Source organism: Paenibacillus campinasensis, assembly GCF_002272015.1.
GTDB classification, from domain to species: Bacteria; Bacillota; Bacilli; order Paenibacillales; family Paenibacillaceae; genus Paenibacillus_AQ; species Paenibacillus_AQ campinasensis.
The window spans coordinates 1-15411 of record NZ_NPBY01000034.1; the positions used below are offsets into that span (position 1 = coordinate 1).

At 51.2% G+C, this 15411-nt stretch carries 13 protein-coding genes; 10 read left to right on the plus strand and 3 right to left on the minus strand.

The features are described 5' to 3' along the window. Positions 1-76: 76 nt before the first annotated feature. A complete protein-coding gene (locus CHH67_RS11375; RefSeq protein WP_095265303.1) occupies positions 77-694 on the minus strand; it encodes a LysE/ArgO family amino acid transporter in 618 nt (205 codons plus the stop codon). A gap of 131 nt (positions 695-825) precedes the next feature. Between CHH67_RS11375 and pdxR the strand changes: the two genes are divergently transcribed. The 5 genes from pdxR to qoxD all read left to right on the plus strand — a co-directional run bounded on the left by pdxR (position 826) and on the right by qoxD (position 6603). Next, on the plus strand, positions 826-2271 hold the full coding sequence (gene pdxR, locus CHH67_RS11380) for a MocR-like pyridoxine biosynthesis transcription factor PdxR (protein WP_095265304.1): 1446 nt from the start codon (positions 826-828) through the stop codon (positions 2269-2271). 498 nt (positions 2272-2769) lie between these two features. Continuing rightward, positions 2770-3717 carry a cytochrome aa3 quinol oxidase subunit II gene (qoxA, locus tag CHH67_RS11385; RefSeq protein WP_095265305.1) on the plus strand — a complete coding sequence of 316 codons (948 nt, stop codon included), beginning with the start codon at positions 2770-2772 and terminating at the stop codon, positions 3715-3717. A gap of 60 nt (positions 3718-3777) precedes the next feature. Next, positions 3778-5721 carry a cytochrome aa3 quinol oxidase subunit I gene (qoxB, locus tag CHH67_RS11390; RefSeq protein ID WP_095265306.1) on the plus strand — a complete coding sequence of 648 codons (1944 nt, stop codon included), beginning with the start codon at positions 3778-3780 and terminating at the stop codon, positions 5719-5721. After that, positions 5718-6314, plus strand: a complete 597-nt coding sequence (gene qoxC, locus CHH67_RS11395) for a cytochrome aa3 quinol oxidase subunit III (protein ID WP_095265307.1) — start codon at positions 5718-5720, stop codon at positions 6312-6314. Before qoxB ends, qoxC begins: the two co-directional genes overlap by 4 nt. A gap of 1 nt (position 6315) precedes the next feature. After that, on the plus strand, positions 6316-6603 hold the full coding sequence (gene qoxD, locus CHH67_RS11400) for a cytochrome aa3 quinol oxidase subunit IV (RefSeq protein WP_095265308.1): 288 nt from the start codon (positions 6316-6318) through the stop codon (positions 6601-6603). Positions 6604-6799: 196 nt separating this feature from the next. Here qoxD and CHH67_RS11405 read toward each other — a convergent pair whose 3' ends face one another. Next, the gene (locus CHH67_RS11405; RefSeq protein WP_095265309.1) at positions 6800-8059 is read right to left on the minus strand and encodes a DHH family phosphoesterase; all 1260 of its coding nucleotides are present in this window, start codon (positions 8057-8059) and stop codon (positions 6800-6802) included. Positions 8060-8374: 315 nt separating this feature from the next. Between CHH67_RS11405 and CHH67_RS11410 the strand changes: the two genes are divergently transcribed. Together CHH67_RS11410 and CHH67_RS11415 are read left to right on the plus strand one after the other, a co-directional pair. Then, complete coding sequence (locus CHH67_RS11410; RefSeq protein ID WP_413773628.1) at positions 8375-8806, plus strand: DUF2243 domain-containing protein; 432 nt, start codon at positions 8375-8377, stop codon at positions 8804-8806. Between the two features lie 45 nt (positions 8807-8851). Then, on the plus strand, positions 8852-9652 hold the full coding sequence (locus CHH67_RS11415; RefSeq protein WP_141235799.1) for a cytochrome c oxidase assembly protein: 801 nt from the start codon (positions 8852-8854) through the stop codon (positions 9650-9652). Positions 9653-9760: 108 nt separating this feature from the next. On the opposite strand, the gene CHH67_RS11420 is transcribed toward CHH67_RS11415, so the two are convergent. Then, a complete protein-coding gene (locus CHH67_RS11420) occupies positions 9761-11335 on the minus strand; it encodes an ATP-binding protein (RefSeq protein ID WP_095265312.1) in 1575 nt (524 codons plus the stop codon). Positions 11336-11679: 344 nt separating this feature from the next. Between CHH67_RS11420 and CHH67_RS11425 the strand changes: the two genes are divergently transcribed. The 3 genes from CHH67_RS11425 to CHH67_RS11435 are packed head-to-tail and all read left to right on the plus strand — an operon-like array spanning position 11680 to position 15352. Then, the gene (locus CHH67_RS11425) at positions 11680-13167 is read left to right on the plus strand and encodes a spore germination protein (RefSeq protein WP_244908164.1); all 1488 of its coding nucleotides are present in this window, start codon (positions 11680-11682) and stop codon (positions 13165-13167) included. Beyond that, positions 13164-14255, plus strand: coding sequence for a GerAB/ArcD/ProY family transporter (locus tag CHH67_RS11430; RefSeq protein WP_280523033.1), 1092 nt, complete (start codon positions 13164-13166; stop codon positions 14253-14255). Before CHH67_RS11425 ends, CHH67_RS11430 begins: the two co-directional genes overlap by 4 nt. Continuing rightward, positions 14252-15352: a Ger(x)C family spore germination protein gene (locus CHH67_RS11435; RefSeq protein ID WP_095265315.1), complete on the plus strand. Its 1101-nt coding sequence runs from the start codon at positions 14252-14254 to the stop codon at positions 15350-15352. The genes CHH67_RS11430 and CHH67_RS11435 overlap by 4 nt, the downstream gene beginning before the upstream one ends. The last annotated feature ends 59 nt before the right edge of the window (positions 15353-15411 follow it).

Below are 15411 nucleotides of genomic sequence, written 5' to 3' on the forward strand. Positions count from 1 at the left end.
AAACCATCGGGATCATCTCATCGCACTAGGCTCACTCTCTTCACCGATAGGATAGTGATGCAAGCGGCTCGCACCCTTACGCCATCCACATACTGTACGCAAGGTATCCTGCCGTCCCCCACATCACGATGGCCGAGACACGGTTCAGCAGAGATAGCACTTTTCCCGAGCGATCCAGTCTTCCGGCAGCTCTTCCGGCCAGCCCGAGCCCGATGAACCACAACCAGGAAATCGTAATGCACGCCAATGCAAAAGCGGTCTTGTCCGCTCCCGAATACGTCAGTGAGCTTGTCCCGATAACACCGATGGTGTCGAGTATCGCGTGCGGGTTCAGCAGAGACACCGACATCGCGAACGCCACCTGCTTGCCTGGGGAGAGGGATTCGCGCTTCTCCTCTCCGATGGACGACGGCTTGCTGCGCCACGTTGTTACTCCCATATAGATCAGAAATAAGATGCCGAACAAAAACAGCATCACCCGCAGCCCTTCCAGTTCCAGCACGACAACGGATACGCCCATAATCGCCAGCGTAATCAACAGGGTATCACACAGCGCAGCTGTCAGAATCACCGGCAGCGCCTTGCTGAATTTGGGCTGCACAGCCCCCTGGTTAAACACAAACACATTCTGTACCCCGAGGGGTAGGATAAGTCCGAAAGCCAGAATCAGCCCATGAATCATTGCTTGTAGCATCCTCAATTCCTCCTGCATCATTTGGCTTCATTGTAATGAATCCACTTCACCAAGTCTCCAACCAATTGGTTGACATCCATCCCAACCAATTCGATATAATGGACCCATACGAAGCAGGAAGGGGACTGACTATGCGCTCACCATCCGAATGGGACACATCCTCCCGAATTCCTCTCTATCAACAAATCTATGAAGATATGAAAGACAAAATCATGAGCGGGGAATGGCCGGTCGGGACCCGCATCCCCTCCCAGCGGCAGCTCGCCGCCCAATTTGCTGTCAACCGGAGCACGGTTATCTATGCCCTCGACGAGCTGATTGCGGACGGATTGCTAGAGGCCCGGGTCGGTAAAGGTACCGTCGTTGTGAATAATACCTGGAATGCGCTAGCAGCCGAGCCGCCGCCCGATTGGAACCACTACGTACAGTCTGGCTCCTATCAGCCGAATATTCAAATCATTCAGCAGATTAACGACGCCGAGACGAATGACCGTATGATCCGCCTCGGAACAGGAGAGCTCTCCCCCGAGTTGCTGCCCGCGCAGAAAATGAAGGAGATATTTAGCGAAACCGAGGCAGACGAGCCGTTCACGCTTGGCTACTCGGAGCCGAAAGGCAGCCTCCGCCTGCGGGAGGTCCTAAGCGAGCATCTTCGCGCCAGAGGAATTGAGACGTCTCCGGCCGGCATTATGATTGTATCTGGCGGGCTTCAGGCGCTGCAGCTCATTTCGCTCGGATTGCTTCACCGTGGCTCCACCGTTCTGTTGGAAACCCCATCCTATTTGAACTCGGTCCATGTCTTTCAATCGGCTGGCATGAGCCTTCAAGGGGTTCCGATGGACGATCACGGCATCCGCACAGATACCCTCGCCCGGCTCAAGCGCCAGCATAACGCCGCACTGCTGTATACCATTCCGTCATTTCATAATCCGACGGGTATTCTGATGACGGCAGAACGACGCAAGGCGCTGCTGCAAGTATGCACGCAGGAACGTCTTCCGATTATCGAGGACGATGTGTACCGGGATTTGTGGTTTGATGAAGCGCCTCCCCCGCCTTTGAAAGCACTGGACCGCCAAGGGATGGTTCTTCACATCGGCAGCATGTCCAAGACGCTTGGACCGGGGCTTCGCATCGGCTGGATTGCCGGACCTGAGCCGGTCATCAACCGGCTGGCAGATATCAAGATGCAGACCGATTACGGCTCCAGCTCCCTGTCCCAGTTTGCCGTTGCCCGCTGGCTGGCTACCGGGCAATATGAACAGCATCTGATCGAGATTCGGGCTGCCTTGAAGCAGCGCCGGGACCTCGTTCTTAACCTGTTGGAACAGCATTTTCAAGGGCTCGCCTCCTGGACTGTACCGCAAGGCGGGTTTTACATTTGGCTTCACCTTATGAAGAAGACGCCCATCCGCCACTTATTCGAACAGGCTCTGAAAGAAGGACTTCTTCTCAACCCCGGTCAAGTATATGACCGCCAGGATCGTCAGCATCTTCGGCTGTCCTATGCCTATGCCTCCCTGGAGCAGCTGGAGTTCGGGCTGCAACGCTTGGCTGATCTGATCCAGAAATATTAATCAGGCCATTTCAACTTATAGCCCATCCATCGGATTCATCCCGATGCCCTTGCCGGGAATCCCGCGCGAACCCCCTCCCGGCATCGGGGAGCGATGGAGCCGCATTTTAAGTGAACGACCTTCCATTTTTTATGTGAAAAAAATCTCATATCGCGCTGAATCGCTTGCTGGCAAGGGCTTTCTCCCGCTTCTCCCCCGCCATTCACCCCCGTTTCCGATGCGAAAACGAGTCTGAAATTGTGACGATCCTGGGAACTCTCGTGAAATTTTGAACAAACAATGAACAGTCGGAAAACCGCGCCATAACAATGATTTCTTTCATATCCCTGCTGTTTTGTAACAATTTGAACACATAATCTTAAACACATCGCCACGAATATGGATTTTATTGTTATTTTTTCTATTTTATATGTTTTGCAAAGAAATTTATTACTTCCTAGTATAAGGGTAATCAAACTATTGAATCGAATGAAGCCGTTTCAAGGAAAGGGGTACATCATGAAGAAAAGAGGACCGTTACTTGCATTGTTTTTGAGCGTTGTTTTGCTCTTATCGGGATGCAGCTCGCTTACGGTTCTGGATCCGAAAGGACCCGCTGCCAGAACACTATCGGATACGATCATATTTTCGATTCTGATGATGATCGGGGTCTTGGTCGTCGTTTACGTGCTCTACATTTATATGCTGACGAAATACCGGGCCAGAAAATCTAACGAAGGATATGAGCCCCCTCACGAGGAGGGAAATATCTGGCTGGAAATTACCTGGACTGCGATTCCGATTATTATCGTTGCCATTCTATCTGTTGTTACTGTTAAAACAACCGTTGCTGTAGAGAATGTGCCAGAAGGCTACGAGAGCCAGAAACCGCTGGTTATCTATGCCTCTTCCTCCAACTGGAAATGGCATTTCAGCTATCCTGAGGAAGGCATTGAAACTGTGAACTATGTCAACATTCCTACACATCGCCCGATTGAGTTCAGACTGTATTCCTTCGGTACGATCACCAGCTTCTGGATTCCACAGCTTCATGGTCAGAAGTATGCGATGAGCGATATGATCACCAAGCTGAACATGGTTGCGGAAGAGCCGGGCTCCATGATGGGCCGGAACGCTAACTTTAACGGCGAAGGCTTTGCCCATATGGAGTTTGAGGCGCTGGCCATGTCGGCTCCTGAATATGAGAAATGGGTCGATGACGTAAAAGCGACCGCACCGGAGCTGACCGAGGACGAGTTCAACAAACTGCTGAACACCGCCCATGTCGGCAGAATGACATTTTCATCGACTCATCTTGAGTTTAGCCCTCCGCCAGAAGAAGGCCATCATCATGGCAGCGGCGGCGACCATTCTTCCGACGAAAGCCCGGATACTGAGCATGACGGGCATCATGGACAGGATGAACACGACAACCATGACGAGCAAGATAGTCATGACGGGCACTAAATCCGGCTTGCCGAGGCAAGCCCGGTTCACTTCATACATCCAGAAAGGAGCAAGACCCTTATGAAATGGGACGAATTTTTCGTTACCGGAGATCCGTTAATATACGGGGCCATGGTGAGCATCGTTCTCGTCTCGCTGGCGATCCTATTCGGTTTAACCTATTACAAGAAATGGGGATACCTGTGGCGGGAATGGCTGACAACCGTAGACCATAAGAAAATCGGTGTCATGTACATCATCTGCGCCCTTCTCATGCTGTTCCGGGGCGGCGTTGACGCCCTTCTGATGCGTGCTCAAACCGCAGCGCCAGAAATGAAGTTTCTGGACGCACAGCACTATAACGAGATTTTCACGACGCATGGCGTCATTATGATTCTGTTCATGGCGATGCCTTTCATTTTCGGCTTGATGAACGTGATCGTTCCGCTGCAGATCGGCGCGCGTGACGTTGCCTTCCCTAAGCTGAACGCCATCAGCTTCTGGCTGTTCTTTGCCGGCGCGATGCTGTTCAACATCTCCTTCATTATCGGAGGCTCGCCGGACGCAGGCTGGTCCGCTTATTTCCCGCTAGCCAGCATTGAATTCAGTCCGACGGTCGGCAACAACTATTATTCCTTGTCCCTGCAAATATCAGGGATCGGTACGCTGTTAACCGGCGTCAACTTTATCGTTACGATTCTGAAAATGCGCGCTCCGGGAATGACACTGATGCGCATGCCGATGTTCACCTGGTCGGTGCTAATCACCTGTCTCATTATCATCTTCGCTTTCCCGGTGCTTACGATCGCGCTGCTGCTCATGATGTTTGACCGTTTGTTCGGCTCTCAGTTCTTTACGATGGCCAATGGCGGCATGGATATGCTCTGGGCGAACCTGTTCTGGGTATGGGGACACCCTGAGGTATATATCGTTATTCTTCCTGCATTCGGTATTTTCAGTGAGATTATCTCTACGTTTGCAAGAAAGAATCTGTACGGCTATACCTCGATGGTTATGAGTATGGTTGTCATTTCCGCCCTGTCCTTCCTTGTGTGGGCCCACCATTTCTATACAATGGGTCAAGGCGCAATGGTCAACGGATTCTTCTCCATTACAACGATGGCGATTGCCGTTCCGACAGGGGTCAAAATATTCAACTGGCTCTTCACGCTCCATAAGGGCCGAATCAGTTTCACGACACCTATGCTGTATTCCCTGGCCTTCATCCCGATCTTTACGATCGGCGGCGTGACCGGTGTCATGCTGGCCATGGCCAGTGCGGACTATCAGTACCATAACACGATGTTCCTGGTTGCCCACTTCCACTATGTGCTCATTCCAGGTGCGGTGTTTGCCGTTATTGCCGGCTTCCATTACTGGTTCCCGAAAGTGTTCGGCTTCCGTCTGAACGAACGTCTTGGCAAGATGGCATTCTGGTTTATCGCCATTTCGTTTAACGTCACCTTCTTCCCGATGTTCTTCCTGGGACTGCAAGGGATGACACGCCGGACTTACACCTACTCGGAAGAAACCGGGTTCGGTCCGCTGAACCTGCTGTCCATGATCGGTGCGATCGGTTTGGCGATCGGGTTCATTCTTCTTGTGTACAACATCTACTGGAGTACACGTTACCAGCCACGCGACAAAACGGGCGATCCTTGGGATGCACGCGCGCTAGAATGGTCAACGCCAAGTCCGGTGCCGGTATACAATTTTGCGGTTACGCCTAAAGTGAAAGGCCGCGATGCGTTCTGGTTTGCGAAGAAGAATAATGAACCGCTCTCGGATGAGAAGATTACGAAAATTCATATGCCAAGCAATACCGGAAAACCGTTTGTACTCGGTGTCGCCTTCTTCTTCCTGGGCTTCTTCCTGGTATTCAGCTGGTGGACACCGTCCATCATCGCCGGGATCGCCGTGTTGATCATTCTGGCTACCATGTCCTTTGAACGTGATCATGGCTATTACATTCCGGCTGAAGAAATTGTTCAAACCGAACAGAAACTGCGGGGTGATACGGTATGAAAATAGATGCCACTCAGCCGCTTGAATACGGAACGGAAGAGAATCGAAACCGAATCTTTGGATTCTGGCTGTTCCTTGGAGCTGAAATTGCGCTTTTTGCCACCTTGTTTACCGTCTACTTCGTTCTGGTGAACCGCTATGCCAGCGGTCCTAGCGGAGCAGAAATTTTTGAACTGACACCGGTGCTGCTGGAGACCTTCCTGCTCTTGACAAGCAGCTTCACCATCGGGCTTGCGATCCATGCGATGCGGCTCGGCCTGAAGAAGCAGACCATGATGTTCATCGTTATTACCCTGCTTCTCGGCGCCGCGTTCCTGGGCATTGAGATTTATGAGTTCTTCACCTACGTGCATGAAGGATTGACGCTCTCTACCAGCGCCTTTGCTTCCAGCTTGTTCACCTTGCTCGGCACACACGGTGCTCACGTGGCCTTCGGTCTCTTGTGGGGAAGCGTCATTCTGATCCAGCTCAAGAAGCACGGCCTGGATCACTCGACAGCGAACAAATCGTTTATATTCTCGCTGTACTGGCACTTCCTGGACGTTGTATGGATCTTTATCTTCAGCTTTGTATACCTGAAAGGACTGATGTAATATGTTGAAACAGCTGTTTCCAATCAAGCATGTTGCGGGTTACATTTCTTCCCTCGTCCTTTCGGCGGTAGCGCTGGTCGTTCTGCTCGATATGCCGTTTGCTTCGAAAATGGCCATCCTGGTAGTAACGGCCGTCCTGCAGGCTTCCGTACAGCTCGTGCTGTTCATGCATGCAGGCGAGAGCGAAGATAAAAAATCCGTGTATATCAACATTGCCTACGCTCTGTTTGTCGGATTGGTGACCATCTTCGGCACCCTGTTCATCTTCGTATGGGGCTGGTACTCGTGATCACTGCCCGATCAAATCACTAATCAAGTTAATAAGAAAACGGACCGCGCGAGGCTTGCCTCACGCAGTCCGTTTTTTTGTTGTGCCAGTAGTGCCGGGGGTACGGTCTTACCCGCTCCAAGCACGCACCTCACCTGCTGCGCCCGCGGCGACACGGGCTCCACGCACGGGCTGCACGCTCGCGCAACAGGCGCGGCTAACCATCCTCAAGCGTCTTCTCATCATCCCGATCCGAAGTTAGCGAGAGCCGCTCCAGCTCCCTGCTCGTTCGGGTGTTGATCAGCTGATCCTTCAGCATCTGCACATACACGTCGTCCCGGGCGAGCCATGCTCCATACTGGCGCTTCATATGCCGCTCGGCATCGTGAAACGTAGAGAAACGAAACGGCAGTGACTCCCCGTTCCATTCGATCACCCATTCGCCTGCCTGTGCGTAGACGAACAGCAGGTCCTCCCCCCAGCTTTCGTACAACACGCCGGACTCTGCGCCCTTGACATTGAACTGGTTCCGGACGGCATCGAACCGAATCGGCTCCAGTTCAAACGGCTCCGCCGCATACAAGCGGTAGACTTCCTCCGTTATGGTACAGCCTGCAGCCTTGGCATGTCCACCGCCTCCGTAACGCATGGCCACCTCCGAGACGTCAACATGATCATGAATCGTTCGCAGACTCATTTTACGGCCGCCCATGTTCAGAATTGAGATGTAATCCAGATGCGGGTGGAGATTGCCAAGCTCATTTGCAAGCTCGGAATGATACGATTCGGCATACACAATGCCAACGCAGTATTCATCCACGTACGTCTGAATCATCTCCCGCTGCTTGCGCTGGATATAACGCTCGATTTTCCCTTCTTCCATCTCCAGAATCTTCTCTTCAAATTCGTCAAAATAGAAACCCTGACCCTGGCGCAGGCGCTCCACCATCTTGACCTCAAATTCGTCAATGGACAACATATAGAACAGATCATTGAGCCGCCTGGCCTCCACCCGGTTCACTTCCTCCCACTCCCAGGTATCATACAGCCGAACCAGCTCTACAAACTGGTCCATCGTCTCCGTTGAAGCAATATGTCCGTGTTGAATCAAATATTCGTAGAACAGGGAAGTTGCCGATGCGAGCCGGCCGTCCCGGTGATGGACTTCAACAAGCCCCCATTCATATTGGTTAAAATGCAATGCCGTTTTATGGTGATCAATGAGCTGAACATGACCGCCCTCATCAACAAACACATGCAGTCGCTTCTCGACCTCGGGATTCACCGATAAATCCGTAATGAACAGCATGTCATACGGATGATCCGGAATGGACATTCTGTCCAGATACCGTTCTACCTGCAGGTTTAATCCGTTGACCGAATTATAGCGGACATTGGTCTGGTCACCGAAAGCGCATTTGGCTATAATGCCGCATCCGACACCGTCCAGATCATTGTGCGTGTACAAATGGTACATCCATGCCAACTCCTCGTAATGACGTTCATCCCACAAGATTCCCTCTTATGCCGTCTTTTATCCAAAGGCAGGGGTGGCCCGCTTTAACCGGTATTAACCGGTATTAACCGGCTTTACGTCCCTTCCCTGTCTAGCCTCCAGATCCTTATATCCTACTCTGACTTCTATCAACGGCTGGCACAACAGCGACGCCGGGTTTGTCTTCCTTCCTGCTGCTTCGGTTTGACTTCCATTCAGACCGGACAGAATGGGGTAATGAATTCTATCCACCCGCTTGAACGATGAACCAAGCAGATCATCCAAAGGAGTATGCCCATGCAAAAAAATGCAAAGCGAAGCCTGTGGTCCGGCATATTGTTTGGCCTCGGGTTCGTCGCCTTTATTGACGAATTTGTCTTTCACCAGCTGCTACATTGGCATCATTTCTACGACCGTTCAACGACCAGTGTCGGTCTCGTCACAGACGGACTGTTCCATGCGTTCAGCTGGTTTGCAACGATCGCCTCCCTGTTCATGTATGCCGATCTTCGCAGACGTCAAGCGCTGCACAGCATGCGCTGGATCGGTGGCGCCCTTGCCGGTGCCGGAGGCTTCCAGCTGTATGATGGCATCATTCAGCACAAGCTGATGCGGCTGCACCAGATCCGGTATGAGGTCGATGTCTTGCCCTACGACCTTACCTGGAACATCCTTGCAGCGATCGTTCTCACAGCAGGGCTGTTTCTCATCCGCCGCACCAGAACGTGACGAGAAAGCCGTGCAGCCCCACTCATTATCGCGGAGGTTATAATTATGCATCATGTACATAATGCCCACTCATTGGATTATCACATCCCGGGCACACTCGTGCTTGTCATAGGTGCAGCCCTGCTCGTGGCCTATATTGCAGCTGCGCGGGCCACCGGCCGGCATCTTAAGCGCTGGCCGGTGCTCCGCTCTATCTGCTGGGCGCTGGGCTTGGCCAGCCTTGCCGCATCGCTCATCGGACCAGTGGCTAAGGAGGCTCACCATCAGTTTACCGCTCATATGACCGTACATCTGCTGCTCGGCATGATCGGGCCGCTGTTCATCGCCTTCTCCCGCCCGGTGACCTTGCTCCTGCGCACGCTCCGCACAAGCTCCGCACGGCGGCTAACCCGTCTGTTAAAAAGCCGTTATGTGCAAATCATAAGTCATCCCGTCATGGCGGCTTTGCTGAATATCGGCGGCCTGTGGGTTCTCTACACGACCGATTTATATGCGGCCATGCACGAATCGCGCTTCCTATATACTCTGATTCATATTCATGTGTTTCTGGCAGGGTATCTGTTCACCGCCTCCATCCTTGCCAATGAGCCGGCTCCCCACCGGTACCGGCTCCCGCTTCGGGTCATTGTGCTCATTCTCGCAGCGGCCGCACACAACATTTTGTCCAAGCACCTTTATGCCCACCCGCCTGTAGGTGTGCCTCTAGCTCAGGCAGAGACCGGCAGCATGCTGATGTATTATGGCGGAGATGCCGTGGACATTATGATGATGATCGCCCTCGGGTACCAGTGGTTCCGATCAGTTAGCAGGGAAAGCCCCGGCGGCAATCTCAAGCCGGCAGCCTGAGTATCGGGATGGCTTCCAGCCTGAGTATCGGGATGGCTTCCAGCCTGCCTATTCCGGATAGCCTTGTCCTAGTGCTTATGCCGGTTAAGCCTCTAATTAATCGACCTCTTAATCGACCTCGGTCACAATCGGAATCCGGACGGTAAATGTTGTGCCCGTCCCCACTTCACTATCAACCATAATTCTCCCGCCATGATCCTCCACAATTTTTTGGCATACGGATAACCCAAGACCGGTGCCCTCTTCTTTAGTTGTATAGAAAGGCTCGAAAATTTGGGGCAGATCAGACGGGGGAATGCCCTTCCCCGTATCCGTTACCTGAATGACCGCCACCCTGCTCTCTTCTGTTAAAGAAAACGAAACATGCCCCGTCTTCTCCATCGCCTGGAACGCATTGCGAATCAAATTGATCAATAACTGAATAATTTTGTCCCGGTCCATGTTGGCTTTAATCTCCTGATCCGGCAAATCCAGTGAGAACGTATGCCCATAGGAGGCTGCCTCGGACTCGCACAAGGAGTATACCCGAATCATGCATCCGGACAACGATTCCAGCTTCATGTTGCTGGCATGCGGCTTCGAGAACTGCAGGAATTCAGCCGTCAGTTCCCCAACGCGGGTAATCTCTCCCATAATGACATCGTACCAGGGCTTGATGTTGTAATTTTGAATTTTGGACAGCTGGATAAAGCCTTTGATGGAGGTGAGCGGATTGCGAATCTCGTGCGCCATGCCTGCCGCCAGCTCTCCGATCATCTTCATTTTTTCCGTACGGAACAGCTCGTCCTGCTCTCTTAGCCACACATTCCGACGCATCTGAAAAATCCGGTCCTCCGCCATCGTAATCAGCCCCTGGAACGTTGAAGCTTCATGCGGATAACAGGTAATGCTGTAACATACTTTGACCCCGATCGCGTCAAACTTAAACTTCTCGTCATCGATCACCGCCTGCTCGGTTAATAGAATCGCAAAGCGATCACCCGCATATCTTGAAGCGCCGATTAGATGCTCATCAAATCTGAGCTGAATGGCTTTGGCCATGCTGATCAGAATTTCGTTAGCGGTGGATATATCTTTGCCATTCAATGACTTGAAATTGTTAATGTCAAGCAGAACCAGCTGAAATGGCGTGCGGTACTCTACCAGTTCCTGAACCTTGTTCATATACCCATCATAATTCAGCAGTCCGGTCAAGACATCGTGGAAGGTGAGGAATTGCTTTTCTTTCCATAGCTTGCTCTTCTCATACTCGAGCCGGTGAACGAAGTGGTAGGAGAACACAACGACGAGTGAGGAAATAAAGTCAAATACCGTTACGAGCAGGTTATAGCTGGTTGGCGGCATGTACACCTGCCGGATCAGCGAATATTGAAGCACAAGCAGAACGCTGATCGGCAGCGTTTCCTTTAAGCTCGCTTTTCGGTGGATCAGATGAATAATCAGGATGTAGTACAGCAGCACACACCAGTTCAGCTGGGTGGATAAATGAAACGCTCCCAAGAACAGAAACTGCCCATAACGGAGCCATTTGTACTTCCGGTCCAGAACCATGCTGCCATAGAGAAGGATCGCCGTGAGGACCATGACGGGAATGTTGGAGCTATATCCGAGATATACAGAGGAGATCATAATAAATACCGAAATAACCGGAACAAATAGGAGCTTCATGATATTAAATGACAACAGCACCACTCCTAATTCATCTATCCGCTAGGGAATTGCGCGCTTTCGTTCGATTTCCATTTCCATTGAGAGGAATCTTTCACCAAATATGGTACACTATCTCCTCGGCTCTGAACAGATATAATTCGCAATCCAAGCGAAGATTTTAGGTATACCGACCTATAAAACTAGCAATATCCAAAACACCAATCTCCGTACGTGCCTCCCGCTATCCATCTCCCCCTCTTCCCCGGCTTTTCATCTTCACGAGCCCCACCCATCATTTGGGAAAAAAAATATGAAACTCCGCATACTTAGACAATCATATAGCATCCGGGGTGATCATGATGGGCATCTTAACATCCATGCTGCGCAAAGTGCTGTTCAATCCGTTAAACGAGACGAACAAGGATCAGGACCATAACCATAACGAGGATAAGCCGGAACAGAACGCCTCCGCCGATCTCCAGCACATTCTGGATCAATTCAAGCGAAGTGCCGATCTGATCCATCATCGATACCCGCGTGAAGGCCTGGATGTCATATATTTCAGTCATATGATCAATGAGGACAAGCTTCAACGGGACCTGCTCCCTCCTCTGCTTGCTGCACCGGCGGCCGATATCATACTGAATGAACAATCTCAATTCCAACAGGTGCAAAATGCGAAGGATTGTGTCACAGGAATTCTATCCGGCAACGCCGCCATCTTCTATAACAACGTGGCTTATTTGGCAGATGTTACGCTCCCTGCCTCCCGATCCGTGGAGGAATCCGAGAGCGAGTCCATCATCAATGGTCCCCATGAAGCTTTTAACGAGAATGCGCTCACCAATCTGTCATTAATCCGCAAGCGAGTGCGCAGCTCTCATCTGAAGGTGATTCATTTATCCGTCGGGGAGATAAGCAAGACCGATTGTTATGTCCTGTATATGGAAGATATCGCGAATGAAGATTATTTGTCCGAGCTGATCAGACGAATCAAAAATGTGGAAATCGATGCGATCCATGATACGAACATGCTGCTGCAATGCATCGATGACAATCCCTATTCGATGTTTCCCCAGTATATGACTACCGAGCGGCCGGACACCATCGCTTCCAAGCTCGTATCGGGAAAAATCGTCTGCTTGGTTGACGGAAGTCCGTCTCTGCTCAGCGCGCCATCATCTTTCTTTGAGTTTTTTGCTTCGGCCGACGATTACTATCAACGCTGGGCTATCGGGACGGCTACCCTGTTCTTGCGGTTTATGGCGCTCGTCATTACCGTAACATTTACCGCGCTGTATGTGTCGATTACGTCGTTTCATTACGAGATGATCCCGGAGAATCTTATCCTGACGCTGACCACATCCAGAAGCAGGGTACCTTTCCCCCCTATTATCGAGGCGCTCCTGATGGAGACAACCATTGAGCTCCTCCGGGAAGCAGGCGCCCGGCTGCCGACCAAGATCGGCCAGACGATCGGTATCGTAGGCGGTATTGTCATCGGTCAGGCCGCTGTGCAGGCGGGGCTGACCAGCAATGTTCTGATCATATCCGTCGCCTCCTCGGCGATCGCTTCCTTTGTCATTCCAAGCTACATTATGAGCGCTGCCTTTCGCCTGTTTCGCTTTGGTCTGATTTGTCTGGCCGGTCTCTGGGGGAACCTGGGTCTTGTGATCGGTATCGCCTATATGGTCATCCATCTAAGCGGCTTGACTAGCCTTGGCAGCTCCTATTTGACGCCGGTGGCACCGTTTCAGCCCTACGATTGGAGAGATGTATTCTTCCGGTTCCCATTCCGCCTGCTGAACCGGCGGCCAACGCAGAACCGGGCACAGAATAAGACAAGACAAAAAATGAAAAGGTGACCAAGTTGAAGGAAAAACTCTCCTTTTTTCACGTGATGATCCTGACTTATATGATCCAGACCGGTGTCGTGGTCTTCAGCATCACTCATCTGGAGGCGCTGCATTTTGGAACGAATGGCTGGCTTATGGCGCTGTTTACCTCGCTTGTCGTTCTCGTGAACCTGATGCTGATCGCCATCGTGCACCGGATGTCGAATGGAAGATCCATCTTTGAAATATTGGAGAAGAGCATTCCGAAGTTCATCCTGTTCCCTATTTATTTGGGTCTGGCGGCTCTGTGGTCGATGATCGGCTGTCTCGTAGCCAAAGAGTACGTGCTTATTTTTCAAATGTATGCTTTCCCTACAACCAGTCCGATGGTATTCAAGGTCGCGATTGATATCCTTGCCTTTCTATTAGTGATCAAAGGCGTCTATAACATTTCCAAAGCTTCAACCGTTTTCTTCTTCTCTACAATCTGGATGAATCTGCTCGTGTTCAAAGCGCTGGACGATATTAAACTGGAGCGGCTGACCACCTTTCTCTTTAAAGAGGGCGGGGATATGTTCACCGGCTTTTTGAACATTTATATCGCGTATATCGGCTATGAGCTTAGCCTTCTTCTGTTCCCGTACGTGAACAAAAAAACAAAGCTGATGAAGGCTGTCATGTACGGCCATCTGATTCGAACCTTTTTCTATTTGATGCTCGGGATCGTTTCTTATGGGATTGCGGGCCATAATTTGCTCAAGAAAATGCTGTTTCCCTTACTTGATCTGCTGGCGTATATCAAGCTGCCCTTTATCGAACGGGTCGAGAATCTATTCTATGGGTTCTTCCTGTTCACGACGCTGATCACGCTGGTTATGTACTATTGGGCGGCAGGCGAGAGCACCTTGAGAATTTTTCCGAAACTGAAAAGCAGTGTGCATTATTTTGTGATTATCCTCTGCTCCCTCATCGTCTCGACAGTCCCTGTCGCCCTCGATCAGGTTCTTCGAGTTCTCTATCTGCTCGGATGCGCCCAGATCGTCATTGCTTTCCTGTTGCCGGTTATCCTTATTCTGCTGCTCCTTATCCAACGAAGAAAGGTGGTGAAGCACGGATGAAGAAGGCGATCCTGTGTGTTATTCTGTGTTTCAGCTTGACGGCATCTGGCTGTGCGGCTGACTCGCGTATATTGGAGGATCTCGGCATGGTTCAGACCACGAGCTATGACCTGCTGCCAGACGGCATGCTGAGCATCACCGCCTCTATTCCGATGGCTGACCCCGAAGCCTCTGCCAAGCGGGAAGTCTTGACGGTGGTTGCTGAGAACACCAAGAATGGCCGGATTAAAATGTCCCGAGAAACCCAGCTCATATTGGTCAGCGGACAGATACGGAACGCGCTGTACGGATTGTCGATGGCAAAAAAAGGGATCTACCGCTATATGGATACACTCATTAGAGACCCTTCCATATCGCCGGAGTTAAAGATCAGTATCGTAGAAGGCAATGCCGGGGAGCTTCTGAGGAAGGACTATGACCAGCACCCGAGAACCGGGAAATATATCGACCACCTGCTGGAGAAGGAATCCTCGTGGCAGACCATTCCCCGGGTGACCATCCTTAGCTTCCTGCGGGACTTGTTTGACGATGGCATCGACCCGATCACCCCTATTATCAAAGATATGGGGAACAGCATTAAGATCAACGGCATCGCCCTGTTCCAGGACGATCGCTATGTTGCCAAGATCCCTGCAGATGATACGATGATTTTTGCGTTTCTGAAAGGCAGTTTTAAGGAAGGCGAGATCAATGTAGATCTTTCGGAGAACGGAGACAAGAAGGAATACGCCATGCTCAGCTCGCTTGTCAGCGGAAGAAAGCTAAAGGTGAGTTACCATAATCAGCAGATTAAAGTCCGCTGTGAGATCAAAATTATGTGCTCCATTCTGGAATTTCTCGGTGATCTGGAGATTAGCAATGAACAGGATCGGAATAAGCTGGAGCGCCGCATCTCCGACAAGCTTACCCGTAAAGCGGACAGCATGATCGCGCTGCTAAAGCAGCACAAAGTGGACAGCCTCGGCCTCGGATCGGCTGTGCGCAATAAGATCGGTTACGCCAACTGGAAGAAGATGAATTGGCGCGAAGAATTTCCTCATGTTGAAGTGGAGAATAAGATTAAAGTGGTCATTAAGGATTTCGGGGAAGTTCGTTAGGCTGCGTGAAGAGCGGCAACGCCTCTGCCTTGTGTTCATTACAGGTGCCCCGAATGGAT